This is a genomic window from Pseudomonas sp. SD17-1, assembly GCF_029201585.1.
Taxonomy (GTDB): domain Bacteria; phylum Pseudomonadota; class Gammaproteobacteria; order Pseudomonadales; family Pseudomonadaceae; genus Aquipseudomonas; species Aquipseudomonas palmensis.
Genome location: NZ_CP104044.1, coordinates 1,437,991 through 1,454,400 on the forward strand (window position 1 = coordinate 1,437,991; position 16,410 = coordinate 1,454,400).

Genomic DNA, 16,410 nt, shown 5'->3' on the forward strand with positions numbered 1-16,410 from the left:
CAGGCATGTTCACGGTGTGGCTTTTCAGGTGACCTTGAGGGGTTCACGTGCCCGTTGCGGGGTTTCATTGTGCTGAGGCTTTGCCCAGTTTTCCGAGCGGTTGATGAAGTCCACCAGCTCTCTCAGGCGGCCCTGATCGCGTCCATTGAAGGCAAAAGCCAGGCGTGACAAGTGGCTGAACTGTGCCTCGTCATGCTCCTCGCCTGCATAGGCGTGCTGATGGAAGTCGCCACTCAGGCGCAGGTCGGCGAAGGACTGCTGGATGTCGAGCAGGGCCGCTTCGCTGAGCGGGTGGTGTGTGCGAATCACGAACTGGTTCTTCAGCCAGCGGCTGGAGTGGTAGTTGCTGTAGAACTGGTTGATTTCCGCTACCGCATCGTCGGCGTTGTTCACCAGGCGCACCAGCTTCAGATCGTTCGGCAGGATGTAGCGATTGCCTTCGAGCTGGCGGGTAATGAAGTCCAGTGCATCCTGCCAGAAGGTCCCCCCCGGTGAGTCGAGCAGTACCACCGGTACCAGCGGGCTCTTGCCGGTCTGGATCAGGGTCAGCACTTCCAGGGCCTCGTCCAGGGTGCCGAAACCGCCCGGGCACAGTACCAGCGCGTCAGCTTCCTTGACGAAGAACAGCTTGCGAATGAAAAAGAAGTGGAACGGCAGCAACTTGTCCGTTCCATCCACCGTGGCATTGGCGTGCTGCTCGAAGGGCAGGGTGATGTTGAAGCCCAGGCAGTTGTCGACGCCCGCGCCTTCGTGAGCCGCAGCCATGATGCCGCCCCCGGCCCCGGTGATCACCATCAGGTCCGAGCGCGCCAGGGTCGCACCGAGCTCGCGGGCCAGGGCATACATGGGGTGTTCGACCGGGGTGCGTGCCGAGCCGAACACGGTGACCTTGCGTCGCCCCTTGTACTGGTGCAGCACACGGAAGGCGTGGTCGAGTTCACGCAGTGCCTGCAGGGTGATCTTGGCGCTCCAGCGGTCGCTGTCATCGTGCGCCATGCGCAACACGGTCAGCATCATGTCCCGGTACAGTGGCAGGTTGGGGCTGTTGGGGGCGACCAGGTTGAGCTGTTGTTCGAGGTGGGTCAGGTCGATTGCATTGTTCTTGAAATGGTTGGCTAGCAATTCGTTGGTCTGGTACGGCATTCAACTTCTCCTTTTGCAGCAAAACCTTCGGCCTGGCCGCACATCGGTCAGGCCCCTCTGCTTGTCCGCAAAGTGAAAGGTCCTGGCTATAAATCTAGACCTTGTCGCAGGGTTATGCCGGTGTCGATCATGGGCTCGCGAGGACGCGGCAGGCACTGGGCTGTACATGATGTTCAGGTGGGAGCCGGGCGGGCAAGCCGGGCCCGAACTGCGCAGTACAGGCCAACAACCGGGGCCTGAAGTGACAAGGCCTGTAGTGACCGTGCGTAGAGTACGCGTCACATTCAGGCCTTGATCGCTGAGCTGCGCGCCGATGGCGAGCAGCGGCGCAACAGAGAACGCTGGTTACTTCTTCTTCTTCTGCCCGGAAACGCAACTGGCCTTGTTGAACGACTGGTCGATCACCGGGCGGTTGGTCTTGTACTCGGTGAAACGGTAGGTCAGCACGGCACCGCGGTCCATCAACTGGCGAAAGCCGGTGTTACGGCACACGCTGTCTCCCAGTTGGCCGCGCATGACTTCCGGGTTTTGCTGCATTTTTTGTGCATGGCCGGCGCGAACGCTGAGGTGGTTGATCAACTGGTTGCCTTCGACAGTGTAGCCCTGATCGAGGATGTCTTCGTTGATTGCCCGAGGGGTACCCACGCTGCTTTCCTTGGCGACTTCTTGAAGCTTCTGGTTCAGGGCGTACTCTTGCTTGGAGACGGCATGCGCGCCCAACGGCAGGGCAAGCAACAGGCTCAAGGATGGGGCAATGAAACGCAGCATGAATCTCTCCTGGTTCGATAACTGGCGATTTGACCGGTCATTGCGCGCAGTGTTCCGTCACAGGCGCGATGGCAGTACTGGCAGGTCTGTACAGGCTGGAGATTATAAGGGAGTAGCGCGCAACGCTGCACGGCAAATACGGCCAGTGGAGGCGGGCTCTGGTAAACTGCCGGGGTTTTAGTCTCGCTGAGCCTGCGTCGTGCCCTGCCTTTATTGCCATCCCCATTGCCACCGTTGCGCCCTGTCATGAGCCATGCCGTCTCGCGCCTGCGCGCCGAGCGCCTGGCGCGCAGTGTCAAACCCTTCGTCGCGCGCGGCTCGCGTGCGCCACGCTGTCCCGGCTGCCGGGTAATCCCCGAATACTGTCTGTGTGCCTGGCGCCCGCGGGTGCAGGCGCACTCGGGCATTTGCCTGCTCATGCATGACACCGAACCACTCAAGCCTACGAACACGGGCTGGCTGATTGCCGACGTGATCGGTGACACCACGGCGTTTGCCTGGGAACGCAAGGCGGTGGATGCACAGTTGCAGGCGCTGCTCGATGATCCACAGTGGCAGCCCTACATCGTTTTCCCGGGTGAATTCGTGGCGCCGGAGCGAGTGGTCAGCAGCGTCGCCCCAGCGTCGGGCAAGCGCCCGCTGTTCATTCTGCTGGATGCCACGTGGCCCGAAGCCCGCAAGATGTTTCGCAAAAGCCCGTACCTGGAACGGTTCCCGGTGCTCAATCTGCAGCCTGAACAGATCTCGCGCTACACATTGCGCCGCTCGCGGCGCGACGACCATTTCTGTACCGCTGAAGTGGCAGCCATGTGTCTGGAACTGGCCGATGACCAGCAGGCCTCGCAGGCACTGGATGCCTATCTGGACGTATTCAGCACCCATTATCTGGGCGCCAAGAACAGGCTTGTGCTGGATGAAGACGATGCCGTGCACCAAAAACTGCGGCCCTTCCTATAGTTCAAGGGGCAAGTACGCCACTTTGCTTCATAATGTGTGCACTGGCGCCATGGGCTACGAGACAACCACCGGGCTTTGAACTTGACCACCCGGTCCGGGCTCGGCATCCTTGGCGCCGATTCGGGCACGACGAAGGCTTGAATGCTGTTTTCCTGGCCCCGACGTGCCTTTTTGGCTTCCGGCACTGCCGCCCGATGCCCTTGAGCTGCCCCGCCAGGCGCCCCCACGCTGGCTGCGCCTGCACAGAACAGGATCATTAGATCGATGGCCACATACGAAATCCTGATTGCCGATGACCACCCGCTGTTTCGCAGTGCGCTGCGCCAGGCCGTTACCCTGGGCCTTGGTCCGGACGTTCGACTGGTTGAGGTGGCAAGCATCGCCGAACTGGAAACCCGCCTGGCCGAGAAAAACGACTGGGACCTTGTGCTGCTGGACCTGAACATGCCCGGTGCCTATGGTTTCTCGGGGCTGGTGCTGCTGCGCGGTCAGTATCCGCAAATCCCGGTGGTGATGGTCTCGGCCCAGGAAGAGGCGGCCGTGGTGGTAAAGTCCCGAGAATTCGGTGCCAGTGGCTTTATCCCAAAATCCAGCCCGCTGGAGCAGATTCAGGACGCGGTCAAGAAAGTGCTCGATGGCGATGTCTGGTGGCCGCCGCAAGCCTTCGAGAAGATCGATGTGTCCGCTGAAGCCAAGGCCGCCAGCGAGGGCCTGGCCAGCCTTACCCCACAGCAATTCCGCGTGTTGACCATGGTGTGCGAAGGCCTGCTGAACAAGCAGATTGCCTATGAGCTGAGCGTGTCGGAGGCCACCATCAAGGCCCACGTCACCGCGATCTTCCGCAAGCTGGGCGTGCGTACGCGCACCCAGGCCGCGTTGTTGCTGCAACAATTGGAATCGGTTTCAACGAGTTAAGGCCACTGGCCTTCACGCTTTTTTGACTCGGCGTGCACTAGCCTGCATCGCTCCTCATTGGGTTCAAGTGGCTTTCTATGTCGCCTTTCAAGGGCCAGACCGGCCTTAAACGAGTGTTCAACGCCGCCGGCTATTCGTTCGACGGCCTGCGCGCCGCCTTTACCGGCGAAGCGGCGTTTCGTCAGTTGGTGCTGCTCAACGTGGTGCTGATCCCGGTCGCCTTCTGGCTGGATGTAAGCCGTGCCGAACGCGCGATCCTGATCGCGGTGTGCCTGCTGGGGCTGATCGTCGAGCTGCTCAACTCTGCCGTGGAAGCCGCGATCGATCGTATTTCCCTGGACCGCCACCCGTTGTCCAAGAACGCCAAGGACATGGGCAGTGCTGCCCAGTTCGTGGCGTTGAGCATCGTGGCGGTGGTGTGGGCGGTGATTCTGCTCTAGGCAATGTGCGGCAGCACGATTTCGTCGCTGCGTCGTACCCCGGCGGTAAAGTTGCGGCACAACTCCAGAAACTCGCGCATCGCCGAGGTCTGGTACTTCTGCTTGTGCCAGATGAAGTAGAACTGCCGCGCCAGGTCCAGGTCGGGGGTTTCCACCGCCACCAGGCTGCCGCGACGAAACGCATCGCGCAGCGCCAGACGTGAAATGCAGCCGATCCCGAGCCCTGATTCCACCGCGCGCTTGATCGCTTCGGTATGTTCCAGTTCCAGGCGGATGTTGAGTGTCGAGCGATGGTGGCGCATCGCCTGGTCAAAGGTCAGGCGCGTGCCTGAACCCTGCTCGCGCAGAATCCAGGCTTCATGGGTCAGTTCCTCAAGGCTGGCGCGACCCTTGAGCGCCAAGGGGTGCTGCGGCGCGCAGAACACCACCAGTTCGTCCTCGACCCAGGGCTGAACCTCCAGGTCGGGGTGGTTGCAATCGCCTTCTATAAGACCCAGATCAATTTCATAGTGCGCGACCTGATGCACGATATGGGCGGTGTTCTGTACATGCAGTTTGACCTGGCTTTCCGGGTGAACCTGCATGAAGCTGCCGATCAGCAAGGTGGCCAGGTAGTTGCCGATGGTCAGTGTGGCGCCCACTGCCAGAGAGCCGAAGCCGGACTTGCCGTTGAGCAGGTCCTCGATTTCCTTGGCCTGGTCGAGCAGGGCCACGGCCTGGGGCAGCAACTGGTGCCCCAGTGCATTGAGGCTCAGGCGCTTGCCGGCACGATCGAACAGCTGACAGCTGGATTGCCGTTCAAGCTCGGTGATGGAGGTGCTCGCAGCCGACTGCGACAGCGCCAGTATCCCGGCCGCACGGGAGACGCTCTGGTGTTGCGCGACGGCCACGAAGACCTGAAGTTGACGCAGTGTAAATCGCATATCTATATAACCGATAAGACATATCTTGATAATTCATTTAACAGATATTGTCGCTCGCACTAAACTATCGCGCAATCGCGCTCACGGTCAGCGCTGCGTTATTTTTCAGGAGCCCCGTACATGAGCAACATGAACCACGAACGTGTCCTCAGTGTTCATCACTGGAACGACACCCTGTTCAGCTTCAAGTGCACCCGCGACCCGGGCCTGCGCTTCGAGAACGGTCAGTTCGTGATGATCGGCCTGCAACAGCCTAACGGCCGCCCGCTCATGCGCGCCTATTCGATCGCCAGCCCTAACTGGGAAGAGCATCTGGAGTTCTTCAGCATCAAGGTGCCGGACGGCCCGCTGACCTCGCAGTTGCAGCACCTGAAGGAAGGCGACGAGATCATCATCAGCAAGAAGCCTACCGGCACCCTGGTGCTGGATGACCTGAACCCGGGCAAGCACCTGTACCTGCTGAGCACCGGCACTGGCCTGGCACCGTTCATGAGCGTCATCCAGGACCCGGAAACCTACGAGCGCTTCGAGAAAGTGATCCTGGTCCACGGTGTGCGCTACGTCAACGAAGTGGCCTATCGCGAGTTCATCACCGAGCACCTGCCGCAGAACGAGTTCTTCGGTGAGGCGCTGCGTGAAAAACTGATCTACTACCCCACCGTCACCCGCGAGCCGTTCGAGAACCAGGGACGCCTGACTGACCTGATGCGCAGCGGCAAACTGTTCAGCGACATCGGCCTGCCGCCGATCAACCCGCAGGACGATCGTGCGATGATCTGCGGTAGCCCGAGCATGCTGGATGAAACCAGCGAAGTCCTGAACAGCTTCGGCCTGAAAGTCTCCGCGCGCATGCGCGAGCCAGGTGACTATCTGATCGAGCGTGCGTTCGTCGAGAAGTAAGCAGACAGCACCAATAAAAAACGCAGACCTTGGTCTGCGTTTTTTTTTGCCCGGGATTTGTGGTGTGGCATTCGCCGGCGCGGCGTTCCTGCGACCTCGCGGGCGCCGGCCCTACGCCTCGCGCACCACCTCCAGCACCCGGATCGTATCCAGCTGAGGGTAGTGCCAGCGTACCTGCACGTCCCAGAACCTGACCCCGTACACGCGCTCGACCGGGGGCACCTGATAGGCCGGGCGTGGATCCTGTGCCAGGCATTGTTCTATCAGCTCCACCAACGGCTCTGCGAGACGCAGCGCATGCGCATGGGCCTGCTGCAGTGCCGAGTCGCTCCACTGCACCGTGATCGGCGCAGGCGGGGCGCTGGCCATGTGATTGACCGCCCCGGCTACGCTGTCGGCATAGGGTACATAGGGCTTGATATCGATGACCGGCGTGCCGTCCAGCAGGTCGATGCCCGACAGCAGCAGTCGCCCGGCCTCGACGCCCTCCAGCTTCACCACCGACTGCCCGATGCCGTTTGGCCGGTGGGTGGCGCGGGTGGCGAACACGCCCATCGACGTGTTGCCGCCCAGGCGCGGTGGGCGCACCTTCAGGCGCGGCTTCTCTTCCAGGGCCTGATGAAACAGGAACAGCAGCCACACGTGGCTGACCTGCTCTAGCCCGGCAACCGCTTCCCCCTGGTCGAAAGGCGATACCAGCTCCAGCACCCCGCGCGCAGCCGGAGCCAGCTGCGGTTGGCGCGGGATGGCGAACTTCTCCTTGAAGCAGGAGCGCACGTAGCCGACCGGCTCGACACTGTAGGCCATGATCGAATCAGCCACGCACTCGCAGGGTCAGGCCCTTGAGGAAGTTGCGCAGCAACTGGTCGCCACAGGGGCGGTAGTTGCTGTTGCCGACCTTGCGGAACAGGGCGCTGAGTTCAGGCTTGGATACCGAAAAATCCGCCGCCTTGAGAATGGCATGCAGGTCGTCTTCCTTGAGCTCGAAGGCCACCCGCAGTTTTTTCAGGATGATGTTGTTGGTGACCGGCAGTTCGACCGGCAGAGGTGGGCGGCTCTCGTCGCGACCACGCTTGAACACCACCAGGCCATCGAGAAAATGCGCGATGACCTCGTCCGGGCAGCGCACAAAGCCTTCTTCCTCGTCTTTTTTCAGGTAGCTGGCAATGTCGGCATCGCTGACGTCAAAACCGTTGATGCGGGTGATCTCTGCCAGTTTGGCATCGCTGATATCCAGCATGTAGCGCAGGCTGCGCAGCACATCGTTGTGAATCATTGGACAATCCTGATCAAGTGGCAACGCCCGAGTGGCGAGGCCTAGAATTTTTCTTTGCTGGACAGGTAGCGCCACTGGCCCAGCGGCAGCTTGCTCATGGCCACGCCGCCCAGGCGGATACGGCGCATGCTGACCACGCTGACACCGACACTGCGGCACAGCAGTTCGATCAGCCCCGGCGCCGGGTTTTTCAGCACCATGCGCAGGCGCGTCTCGTTCTGCCAGCTGGCCTTGATGCGGGGCAATTCCTGGCCCTTCCAGGTGAAACCGCGGTTAAGGCGTTCGAGTCCATGGGCGACCATCTCGCCGCTGACCTCGACCACATACTCCTGCTCCAGCTTGGCCAGGTCCGAGGTGACCTTGCGCACGGCACGCCAGTCCTGGCTGTACACCTGCAGGCCGCTGGCGCCCTGTTGCAGCTCGGCGACGCAGGTCAGCCGGGCAAAGTGGCCCTTGAGCGGGCGATGCCCTTCGGCGTGGGCCTCGGACAAGGTGGCCGGGGTCATGCTCAGGCGAGCGCTTTCGCTGTCCTGGTCGGCGGCCTGGTGCAGCAGCAGGGTTACCGGTTCCAGGGCTTCGGCCTTGGCGCCCGGCAGCAGGGCGACGACCTGGCCGTCGACCTTGAGCTGTGGCTCGTCGACGACGTTGCCGTCAACGGTCACCCAACCGCCTTCGATATAGAGTTCGGCCTCCCGTCGGGAGCAGCCGACCAGTTCGATAAGGCGTTTGGAAAGACGAATGGGTTCAGACATGACGGCGGCCGTGGCACAGGGAAAGGCGCCCATTGTAACCGCCCGGGCGGGCGAAGGCCCTGCTACATTCGTGCCGGGCGGCTATTAATGCCGTGAGGGGATGATTTTCGGATCGGCCTTACAGCGTCCTTCAGCCCGTGCTCGCAGACTGTGTACGACCTAGCCTGAGGTGAAGCAGGGGGTAGGGTTTGCCCATGCCGTCCTTTTCCGAGCGCCCGATGACTTCGAAGCCTTGGCTGGCATAGAAGCCGATGGCCTGGGGATTCTGCTCGTTGACGTCGAGCTCATCGGCGTTCAGCTCATTGATGGCATGCCGCAGCAACTGCTTGCCGATGCCCTGACCGCGATACTGCGGGTCGACGAACAGCATTTCGACACGCCCGGCCGCTACACCGGCAAAGCCGGTGATGCGTTGCTGGCTGTCTTTGCAGCAGATCAGCATCACTGCATCCAGGTACTTGGGCACCAGTTCACGCAGCAGCACGATGTAGCTTTCGGGGAGAAAATCGTGGGTGGCACGTACCGAGGCTTCCCATACCTGCAGCAGGCGAGGGTAGTCGTGGGGGCTAGGGGTTTGCACGGTGGAATGCGCGCGCATCGCAGGGTCTCCTGGAGTGTCCGTACTGGACACGATAGTCCAATAAAAAGCCCCGCCATGATGGCAGGGCTTTTCCAGGCCGCAAAGCGTCAGACAGGCTCGGCCCACATGTCGTATTCGTCGGCATCGGTGACGACGCACCAGACCTTGTCCCCCGGCTTGAAGCCGTGGTCGCCGTCGATGAACACATTGCCGTCGATCTCCGGGGCGTCGAAGAAGCTGCGGCCCACCGAGCCCTGCTCCTCCACTTCGTCGATCAGCACTTCGATGCGCTTGCCGATGCGCAGTTGCAGGCGTGCGCTGCTGATGGCCTGCTGGTGGGCCATGAAGCGATCCCAGCGGTCCTGCTTGACGTCATCAGGAACCACGGGCAGGTCCAGGTCGTTGGCCGGTGCGCCTTCGACGGGCGAGTACTGGAAGCAGCCGACGCGGTCGAGCTGGGCTTCGGTGAGCCAGTCGAGCAGGTACTGGAAGTCTTCCTCGGTCTCGCCGGGGAAGCCGACGATGAAGGTGGAGCGGATGATCAGCTCCGGGCACTGTTCGCGCCATTTCTTGATGCGTGCCAGGGTCTTGTCTTCGAAGGCAGGGCGCTTCATCGACTTGAGCACCTTGGGGCTGGCGTGCTGGAACGGGATGTCCAGGTACGGCAGCAGCTTGCCGGCGGCCATCAGCGGGATCACGTCATCGACGTTCGGGTACGGGTACACATAGTGCAGGCGCACCCACACGCCCAGGCTGCCGAGCGCTTCGCACAGCTCGAGCATGCGCGTCTTGACCGGCCGGCCGTTCCAGAAGTCGGTCTTGTACTTGACGTCGACGCCGTAGGCGCTGGTGTCCTGGGAGATCACCAGCAGCTCCTTGACGCCGGCCTTGACCAGGCGCTCGGCCTCGCTCAGCACCTCGCCCACCGGGCGGCTGACCAGCTTGCCACGCATCGACGGAATGATGCAGAAGCTGCAGGTGTGGTTGCAGCCTTCGGAAATCTTCAGGTAGGCGTAGTGACGCGGGGTCAGCTTGACACCCTGGGGCGGCACCAGATCGATCAGCGGATTGTGGTCCTGACGTGGTGGCACCACTTCGTGCACGGCGTTGACCACCTGCTCGTACTGCTGCGGCCCGGACACCGACAACACGCTGGGGTGCACGTCGCGAATGTTGTTGGCGTCGACACCCATGCAGCCGGTAACGATGACCTTGCCGTTTTCCTTGATGGCCTCGCCGATCACTTCCAGCGATTCGGCCTTGGCCGAGTCGATGAAGCCACAGGTGTTGACCACCACCACGTCGGCATCCTCGTAGGTGGGCACGACTTCATAGCCTTCCATGCGCAGCTGGGTCAGGATGCGCTCGGAATCGACCAGGGCTTTGGGGCAACCCAGGGAAACGAAGCCGACCTTTGGCGTGGTGGGCGTGGCGGTGGTGGACATGGTTAACCTCGGTGTAGAGGGGCTGCTTGGCACGCGAAGGTGGCAGCCCTGACGGGCGCTTTGGGGCGCCTCTGATCAAAAAGTGCGCAATTCTAGCGAGGCACAACGCGCTTGACTAGCAGAAATGCGACGAACGCTGCGCTATGCTTCGCGCCATCGCTCCCGCGTCGTTCAGCGCTGCGTTCGGCACGCTGCGACGGGTTGCAAAAATGATAGCGCCTGGCGCGAATTTCGCCGGCCTCTGGGTCTTGGTTGCGGGAGTGGTTGATGGTTCAGGCAAGCAGTCAGGCCAATGCCGGGCATACGGCGGCAAAGCCGCTGAGCCTGCTGGTGGCGGCAGTCGGGGTGGTATACGGCGATATCGGTACCAGCCCCTTGTATACCCTCAAGGAAGTCTTCTCCGGCAGCTACGGGGTGCCGGTCAACCATGATGGTGTGCTGGGCATCCTGGCGTTGATCCTGTGGTCGCTGATCTGGGTGGTGTCGATCAAGTACGTGCTGTTCATCCTGCGCGCGGACAACCAGGGGGAGGGTGGCATCATGGCCCTGACCGCGCTGGCCCGACGAGCGGCTGCACCTTATCCCAGATTGCGTGCGCTGCTGGTGGTGTTCGGCTTGTTCGGTGCGGCGCTGTTCTATGGCGACAGCATGATCACCCCGGCGATTTCGGTGCTGTCGGCGGTCGAAGGCATGCAACTGGCGTTCGATGGCATCGATCACTGGGTGATACCGGTGGCGCTGGTCGTGCTGGTGGCGCTGTTTCTGATCCAGAAGCACGGTACCGCGCGCATCGGCATTCTGTTCGGGCCGGTGATGGTGGCCTGGTTCGTGGTGCTGGCGGCCCTGGGCGTGCACGGCATCGTCCAGCGCCCCGAAGTGCTGCAGGCGCTCAACCCGATCTGGGCCGTGCGCTTCTTCATCGTCCACCCCGGCATGGGCGTGGCGATTCTGGGCGCCGTGGTGCTGGCGCTGACCGGGGCCGAGGCCTTGTACGCCGACATGGGGCATTTTGGCCGCAAACCGATCGCGCGGGCCTGGTTCGCGCTGGTGCTGCCGGCGCTGGTGCTCAACTATTTCGGTCAGGGCGCATTGCTGCTGGAGAACCCCGAAGCGGCACGCAACCCGTTCTACCTGCTGGCCCCCGGCTGGGCGCTGGTGCCGCTGGTCGGGCTGGCCACCCTGGCCACCGTGATCGCTTCCCAGGCGGTGATTTCCGGGGCCTTCTCCCTCACCCGCCAGGCCATCCAGCTTGGTTATGTGCCGCGCATGCAGATCCAGCACACCTCCAGCGACGAGCAGGGGCAGATCTACATCGGGGCGGTCAACTGGTCGCTGATGGTCGGGGTGATCCTGCTGGTGCTGGGCTTCGAGTCCTCCGGTGCGCTGGCGTCGGCCTATGGCGTCGCGGTAACCGGGACCATGCTGATCACCACCATCCTGGTGTCGGCGGTGATGTTGCTGCTGTGGAAGTGGCCACCGCTGCTGGCGGTACCGGTGCTGCTGGGCTTTCTGTTCGTCGACGGGCTGTTCTTTGCCGCCAACGTGCCCAAGGTGCTGCAGGGTGGGGCATTCCCGGTGCTGGCAGGGATTGCGCTGTTCATCCTGATGACCACCTGGAAGCGCGGCAAGCAGATCCTGGTGGAGCGCCTGGATGAGGGCGCGTTGCCATTGCCGGTGTTCATCGCCAGCATCCGCGTGCAGCCGCCGCACCGTGTGGAAGGTACGGCGGTGTTCCTGACCGCGCGTTCGGACGCGGTGCCCCATGCGCTGCTGCACAACATGCTGCACAACCAGGTGCTGCACCGCCAGGTGGTGTTGCTCACCGTGGTCAACGAGGATTCACCGCGGGTACCGCCACAGCGGCGTTTCGAGGTGGAGGGGTATGGCGAGGGGTTCTACCGGGTGATCCTGCATTTCGGCTTCATGGACGAGCCGGACGTGCCGGCGGCGTTGAAGCTGTGTCACCTGGACGAGCTGGATTTCAGCCCCATGCGCACCACCTACTTCCTCAGCCGCGAGACGGTGATCGCATCCAAGCTGGTGGGCATGTCGCGCTGGCGTGGGGTGCTGTTTGCCTTCCTGCTGAAGAATGCCAACGGCAACCTGAGGTTCTTCAACCTGCCATTGAACCGGGTGATCGAGCTGGGTACGCAGGTGGAGATCTAGCGGGGCCTTTCGCCGCCAAGGCGGCTCCTGCAGGATGCGATCCGTTGCAGGAGCCGGCCTTGCCGGCGAGGCTTCTACTGTTCAGCGACGCTGGACTTTCCCTGGCGCGTTTCGATCTCGCTGATCAGGCGCTTGGCCAGGGCCGGGTAGTTTTCGTCGAAGTGGTGCCCGCCAGGCAGCTTCACGCGCTCACCCACGGCGGTATGGTCGGTGCAGCCGCTTTCATCGGCCTCTTCTTCACCATAGATGCACAGCACCTTGCTCGGCGGCATCCTGGCCATCTCAGGCCCGGTTGGCGCCTCTTTGCCGGCATTGCCCAGCCAGCCCTCGACCTCGATCTCGAAACTGCCACTGCGCGCGAACGCCAGCAGAATCACCGCATCGATGCGCTTCTGGTCTTCGGGTGGCAAGCGGTTGTAGATCGCCGGCAGCACGTCGGCACCGAATGAATAGCCGGTCAGTACGAAGCGTTTGGTGCCCCACTTCTGGCGGTAGTGCTGCATCAGCTCGGACAGGTCGACTGCGCTCTGCTCCGGTGTCTTGTGCTGCCAGTAGTAGCGCAGGGTATCGATGCCCACCACCGGGTAGCCCAGCTTGGCCATCTCGCCCGCCACGTCGCGGTCAAGGTCGCGCCAGCCGCCATCGCCGGACAGGAACAGCGTCACGGTGTCGGTGGTCTGGCCGGCCGGTACCTCCACCACCGGAATGCTCAATGCATTGCCATCCACGCCCAGCAGGGCCTGGGTCAGTTGGGCCTTGAGCACCTGGGGCAGGTGGATGTCGTAATCGCTGATGCTGGTCTGTGCATTGGCCTGGTCGCGCACGAAGGCGGCGCTGGCGTCATCCGGGTTGTCGTTCCAGGCCACGTTCCAGTGACCATGGGCGGCCGACTTGGGCAGCGCGGCGCTGCAGCCGGGCTGCTCGATGCTGAACCCCACGGAGATGGCCTGGGCCTTGTCGTTGGTCTGCCCGGCCAGCCAGCTCCAGGCCAGCCCGGCTCCCGGGCCGATGCCGGCAACCAGCGTCGGCGTGCCCTGCAACTGTTGCAAGGCCTGCTGCAGCGCCTGCTGCTGCAGGTTGCAGTCGCTCGGCGGCAGGATCACCTGTACCAGCTGGGCGCGGGCACTCTGGCTCAGGTCGATCAGTTGCTTGTCGCTCAGGGCCTGGTCCTGCGGCACGGCCACGGCCACCAGGTCCTTGCCTCGCGTGCTTGGGGTAACCCGCACCAGGCTGCTGCCATCGGCCAGGGTCAAATGTTCAAGGTGTGGTTGCGGGGCAGGGCGGGCCCACAGCCAGAAGCCCAGGGCCGCCGCGAGCAGGGCCAGCACCAGGGCGGCCAGTACATGAAGCCAGTAGCGTCGAATCATCAGCGTTTCACCAATCCGGTCAGGCCGCCTGCAATCAGGGCGGCGGTATCGGCCAGGGCCACCAGGGGATCGAGCCCGGCGGGTACGGCCATGTAACGGGGTTCCCAGTCAGGCTGGAACTTGTCTTTGAAGCGGCGCAGGCCCTGGAAGTTGTACAGTTGCTCGCCGCGCTGGAACACCATCGAGCCCAGGCGCTGGGTCAGAGGTGCGCCGCGACGCGGCTGCAGCCCGGACAACGGCACCATGCCGAGGCTGAAGCGCGCATATCCATGCGTCTTGTAGTGTTGGATCAGGCCGATCATCAGAAACTCCATGGTCAGCTTCGGTGCTTGCGGGTGCGCGCGCATCAGGTCCAGGCTGGCCAGCTCGCGGCTGTGGGTTTCGAGCAGGTTGGCAAAGGCCACCGGCTGGCCCTGGAAGCGAATCAGCGCGATGCGGAAGTGCTGCAGGTACTCTGCGCTGAAGCGGCCCAGCGAAAAGCCTTTTTCGCGCACGTTCTTGCCTTCGAGCCAGGCATCGGAAATCACCTTCAGTTCCTCGAGCGGGGCTTGCCCGGGCTCGTGGATCTCCAGGCTCAGGCCGTCGCGCCCGCCGCGGTTCCAGGTATAGCGCAGGTCTTTCATCTCCTTGCCCTTGGCGTCGAGGTCGAAGCGCACCAGGTCCACGCGGGCCTCTTCGCCCAGCTTGATCGCGGTCAGGCCGATGTCCATGTAGAAGGGCAGGTTCTCGGCACGCACCTGGTAGAACACCGGTCGAGCGTGGTGGATATCGCACAGGTCGCGAAACTGCCAGATCATCTCGGCGCGGCGCTGGGCCGGGCCGATCGGGTCGTACAGCGCCACCAGGCTGCGCCCGCGGCGGGCGTACATCAGGAAGGCGTCATCCTGAGGGTGGAACAGCAACGCCTTGTCGCCGGTCAGCGCCAGGCCGCCATCGGGCTGGTCGGAGCTCTGCAGGATGCGGTTGGCCCGTTGCAGCTCGTCACCTGTAGGCAGGTGGATGGTCGGGCGTGCGGTACGCAGCAGCCAGGTCAGTGCAACGATCACCAGCAGTACCGCGCTACCGAGCAATGAGCGCAGCCCGCGCGGGGCATCGGCGTCCAGGGTGAACTGCCACCACAGCTGGTGGCTGTAGGGCACGTCCTGGTAGGCGAACAGCAGCAGCCACACCGACGCGCCGATCACACAGGCACTGGCCACCACGTAGACCGGCGAGAAGGGCAGCTCGAGCAGTCGACTGGGCCGGTAGAATGAACCGCGGAACACTGCCAGCAGGCAGGCGGTAAGCGTCAGCAGGCTGGCCTCTTCCCAGTCGAAGCCCTTGAGCAGCGACAGCAGGGCGCCGACCAGCAGCAGCACGGTGGTGAGTATCCAGGCTGCCGACAGGCGCCGCCGCAGGCCCTGGGCCAGCAGCAGGCACAGCACGCCGATCAGGCTGGCGCCGAAGTGCGAGGCATCGATCAAGCGGTGCGGAACCAGGAAACCCAGGTGCTCCAGGCGCGTGTCGATTTCGGGCGTGGCCCCGGAGAACAACAGCACCACGCCCGACAGGAACACCAGAATCGCCAGTACCGGTGCGGCAAGCCCGGAGGCCACCTTCATGGCCTGGCGCGCGAACAGAAAGCGCTTGGCTTCACTGGCCAGCAGGACCACGCAGGCCACCAGCAGCGGCAGCACGACATAGATCAGGCGGTACAGCAGCAGCGCAGCGGCAAGTGGCGCAGCCCCCAGCTGGTCGGCGAAGGCGGCCAGCAGGATGGCCTCAAAGACCCCGACCCCGCCGGGCACGTGGCTGAGCACACCGGCAGCCAGGGCCAGCAGGTACACCAGCAGGAACGCACCGAAGGGCGGAGCCTCGGGCAGCAGCAGGTACAGCACCGTGGCGGCGGCGGCCACGTCCAGTGCGGTGATCAGCAGCTGCAGCAAGGTCAGGCGCGCGCCCGGCAGGCGCAGTGTGCGTCGGCGTATGCGTACCAGCAGGTTGTCGGCCAGCGGCTGTTCCGGCAGTCGACGCCGGTACAGCCCGTAGGCCAGGGCCATGCTCAGGCCCAGTACCGCGACGGCGATGGCGGCCAGTACCGGGGCCGGCGTGCGCAGCGCCATGGCCGCGGCGGGCAGGTTGCTCAGGGTGGCCAGCGCTGCCAGCGGCGGCAGCGCGCAGCCCAGCGACAGGCTGGCAAACAGCGTCATGCGGGCCACTTCGGCACCGCCTATGCCGTGGCGGGCGTACAACCGGTAACGCACCGAGCCGCCGGACAGCAGCGACAACCCGATCGCGTTGCCGATGGCGAATGCACAGAAGCCGCCCATGGCCAGGGTGGCTGAAGGCAGCCGGACCCCGGCATAACGGCTGGCTGACCATTCATAGCCCAGCAGGATGACAAAGCCTGCGACCGTGGCCAGCAGTGCACCGGCCAGGGCGGGCTTGGGCACACTCAGCAGCGAGTCGTGCAGGGCATAGATATCCAGCTCGCTGAGCAGATGGCGACAGGCAATCAGGGCGATGCCGAACAGTAGCAGGGTGACCGCCAGGCCGATCGGCTGACGATACCGGCTGAGCAGTTCCAGCCAGCGCAGGCGATGCGGGGCGATGGGCTGGGCGGCGCTAACGGGGGTTTCTGCTTCGGGCGTTTGTGGGCGCATCAATCACCTTTTTGGATTGCGCGCGACTGGACGATGTATCCGACCAAGTTACCAATCCCTATGGAAAAATAATGTCTGAATCTTACTCGCGATCATGCCGATCCGCGCCCATCAGGATAGTTAAAGAAGTTTCATG

15 protein-coding genes are annotated in these 16,410 nt (G+C 63.2%); 5 read left to right on the top strand and 10 right to left on the bottom strand.

Annotated features, from left to right (window positions below):
* Positions 1 to 24: 24 nt before the first annotated feature.
* Positions 25 to 1,143, bottom strand: a complete 1,119-nt coding sequence (locus N0B28_RS06430) for an LOG family protein (protein ID WP_275730978.1) — start codon at positions 1,141 to 1,143, stop codon at positions 25 to 27.
* Between the two features lie 345 nt (positions 1,144 to 1,488).
* Entirely contained in the window at positions 1,489 to 1,911 is a 423-nt protein-coding gene (locus N0B28_RS06435; RefSeq protein WP_275730980.1) for a quorum-sensing-regulated virulence factor family protein, read from the bottom strand.
* 246 nt (positions 1,912 to 2,157) lie between these two features.
* Between N0B28_RS06435 and N0B28_RS06440 the strand changes: the two genes are divergently transcribed.
* From N0B28_RS06440 to N0B28_RS06450, 3 genes are all read left to right on the top strand, one after another.
* Positions 2,158 to 2,868 carry a tRNA-uridine aminocarboxypropyltransferase gene (locus N0B28_RS06440; RefSeq protein WP_043864265.1) on the top strand — a complete coding sequence of 237 codons (711 nt, stop codon included), beginning with the start codon at positions 2,158 to 2,160 and terminating at the stop codon, positions 2,866 to 2,868.
* A gap of 264 nt (positions 2,869 to 3,132) precedes the next feature.
* On the top strand, positions 3,133 to 3,783 hold the full coding sequence (gene erdR / locus N0B28_RS06445) for a response regulator transcription factor ErdR (protein WP_043864264.1): 651 nt from the start codon (positions 3,133 to 3,135) through the stop codon (positions 3,781 to 3,783).
* Positions 3,784 to 3,860: 77 nt separating this feature from the next.
* Positions 3,861 to 4,223 carry a diacylglycerol kinase gene (locus tag N0B28_RS06450; RefSeq protein WP_054914977.1) on the top strand — a complete coding sequence of 121 codons (363 nt, stop codon included), beginning with the start codon at positions 3,861 to 3,863 and terminating at the stop codon, positions 4,221 to 4,223.
* On the opposite strand, the gene N0B28_RS06455 is transcribed toward N0B28_RS06450, so the two are convergent.
* Positions 4,220 to 5,146 (bottom strand): LysR family transcriptional regulator, encoded by a 927-nt coding sequence (locus tag N0B28_RS06455; protein WP_043864262.1) that lies wholly within the window; start codon positions 5,144 to 5,146, stop codon positions 4,220 to 4,222. The genes N0B28_RS06450 and N0B28_RS06455 overlap by 4 nt on opposite strands.
* Positions 5,147 to 5,266: 120 nt before the next feature.
* Between N0B28_RS06455 and fpr the strand changes: the two genes are divergently transcribed.
* Positions 5,267 to 6,046, top strand: coding sequence for a ferredoxin-NADP reductase (gene fpr, locus N0B28_RS06460; protein ID WP_043864261.1), 780 nt, complete (start codon positions 5,267 to 5,269; stop codon positions 6,044 to 6,046).
* 111 nt (positions 6,047 to 6,157) lie between these two features.
* Here the strand turns inward: fpr and tsaA are convergent, their stop codons facing one another.
* From tsaA to rimO, 5 genes are all read right to left on the bottom strand, one after another.
* Positions 6,158 to 6,853, bottom strand: coding sequence for a tRNA (N6-threonylcarbamoyladenosine(37)-N6)-methyltransferase TrmO (gene tsaA, locus N0B28_RS06465; RefSeq protein WP_058541503.1), 696 nt, complete (start codon positions 6,851 to 6,853; stop codon positions 6,158 to 6,160).
* Positions 6,854 to 6,860: 7 nt separating this feature from the next.
* The gene (locus N0B28_RS06470; RefSeq protein WP_043864260.1) at positions 6,861 to 7,322 is read right to left on the bottom strand and encodes a DUF1456 family protein; all 462 of its coding nucleotides are present in this window, start codon (positions 7,320 to 7,322) and stop codon (positions 6,861 to 6,863) included.
* A gap of 41 nt (positions 7,323 to 7,363) precedes the next feature.
* Positions 7,364 to 8,074 carry an rRNA pseudouridine synthase gene (locus N0B28_RS06475; RefSeq protein WP_043864303.1) on the bottom strand — a complete coding sequence of 237 codons (711 nt, stop codon included), beginning with the start codon at positions 8,072 to 8,074 and terminating at the stop codon, positions 7,364 to 7,366.
* A gap of 130 nt (positions 8,075 to 8,204) precedes the next feature.
* Complete coding sequence (locus N0B28_RS06480; RefSeq protein ID WP_054914976.1) at positions 8,205 to 8,672, bottom strand: acetyltransferase; 468 nt, start codon at positions 8,670 to 8,672, stop codon at positions 8,205 to 8,207.
* Between the two features lie 89 nt (positions 8,673 to 8,761).
* Positions 8,762 to 10,099 carry a 30S ribosomal protein S12 methylthiotransferase RimO gene (gene rimO, locus N0B28_RS06485; RefSeq protein ID WP_275730989.1) on the bottom strand — a complete coding sequence of 446 codons (1,338 nt, stop codon included), beginning with the start codon at positions 10,097 to 10,099 and terminating at the stop codon, positions 8,762 to 8,764.
* A gap of 267 nt (positions 10,100 to 10,366) precedes the next feature.
* Here rimO and N0B28_RS06490 point away from each other — a divergent pair, with 267 nt between their 5' ends.
* The gene (locus tag N0B28_RS06490) at positions 10,367 to 12,265 is read left to right on the top strand and encodes a potassium transporter Kup (RefSeq protein ID WP_275730992.1); all 1,899 of its coding nucleotides are present in this window, start codon (positions 10,367 to 10,369) and stop codon (positions 12,263 to 12,265) included.
* A 74-nt stretch (positions 12,266 to 12,339) separates the two neighbouring features.
* On the opposite strand, the gene N0B28_RS06495 is transcribed toward N0B28_RS06490, so the two are convergent.
* Positions 12,340 to 13,632 carry an AcvB/VirJ family lysyl-phosphatidylglycerol hydrolase gene (locus tag N0B28_RS06495; RefSeq protein ID WP_043864256.1) on the bottom strand — a complete coding sequence of 431 codons (1,293 nt, stop codon included), beginning with the start codon at positions 13,630 to 13,632 and terminating at the stop codon, positions 12,340 to 12,342.
* Entirely contained in the window at positions 13,632 to 16,274 is a 2,643-nt protein-coding gene (mprF, locus tag N0B28_RS06500) for a bifunctional lysylphosphatidylglycerol flippase/synthetase MprF (protein ID WP_275730996.1), read from the bottom strand. The genes N0B28_RS06495 and mprF overlap by 1 nt, the downstream gene beginning before the upstream one ends.
* Between the last annotated feature and the right edge of the window lie 136 nt (positions 16,275 to 16,410).

Bases quoted from the DNA above. Each gene is read 5' to 3' on its own strand.
- N0B28_RS06490 (WP_275730992.1), top strand. From the start codon at position 10,367: ATGGTTCAGGCAAGCAGTCAGGCCAATGCCGGGCATACGGCGGCAAAG.
- N0B28_RS06470 (WP_043864260.1), bottom strand. From the start codon at position 7,322: ATGATTCACAACGATGTGCTGCGCAGCCTGCGCTACATGCTGGATATC.
- erdR (WP_043864264.1), top strand. From the start codon at position 3,133: ATGGCCACATACGAAATCCTGATTGCCGATGACCACCCGCTGTTTCGC.
- mprF (WP_275730996.1), bottom strand. From the start codon at position 16,274: ATGCGCCCACAAACGCCCGAAGCAGAAACCCCCGTTAGCGCCGCCCAG.
- fpr (WP_043864261.1), top strand. From the start codon at position 5,267: ATGAGCAACATGAACCACGAACGTGTCCTCAGTGTTCATCACTGGAAC.
- N0B28_RS06480 (WP_054914976.1), bottom strand. From the start codon at position 8,672: ATGCGCGCGCATTCCACCGTGCAAACCCCTAGCCCCCACGACTACCCT.
- N0B28_RS06450 (WP_054914977.1), top strand. From the start codon at position 3,861: ATGTCGCCTTTCAAGGGCCAGACCGGCCTTAAACGAGTGTTCAACGCC.
- tsaA (WP_058541503.1), bottom strand. From the start codon at position 6,853: ATGGCCTACAGTGTCGAGCCGGTCGGCTACGTGCGCTCCTGCTTCAAG.
- N0B28_RS06430 (WP_275730978.1), bottom strand. From the start codon at position 1,143: ATGCCGTACCAGACCAACGAATTGCTAGCCAACCATTTCAAGAACAAT.
- N0B28_RS06475 (WP_043864303.1), bottom strand. From the start codon at position 8,074: ATGTCTGAACCCATTCGTCTTTCCAAACGCCTTATCGAACTGGTCGGC.
- N0B28_RS06455 (WP_043864262.1), bottom strand. From the start codon at position 5,146: ATGCGATTTACACTGCGTCAACTTCAGGTCTTCGTGGCCGTCGCGCAA.
- rimO (WP_275730989.1), bottom strand. From the start codon at position 10,099: ATGTCCACCACCGCCACGCCCACCACGCCAAAGGTCGGCTTCGTTTCC.
- N0B28_RS06435 (WP_275730980.1), bottom strand. From the start codon at position 1,911: ATGCTGCGTTTCATTGCCCCATCCTTGAGCCTGTTGCTTGCCCTGCCG.
- N0B28_RS06440 (WP_043864265.1), top strand. From the start codon at position 2,158: ATGAGCCATGCCGTCTCGCGCCTGCGCGCCGAGCGCCTGGCGCGCAGT.
- N0B28_RS06495 (WP_043864256.1), bottom strand. From the start codon at position 13,632: ATGATTCGACGCTACTGGCTTCATGTACTGGCCGCCCTGGTGCTGGCC.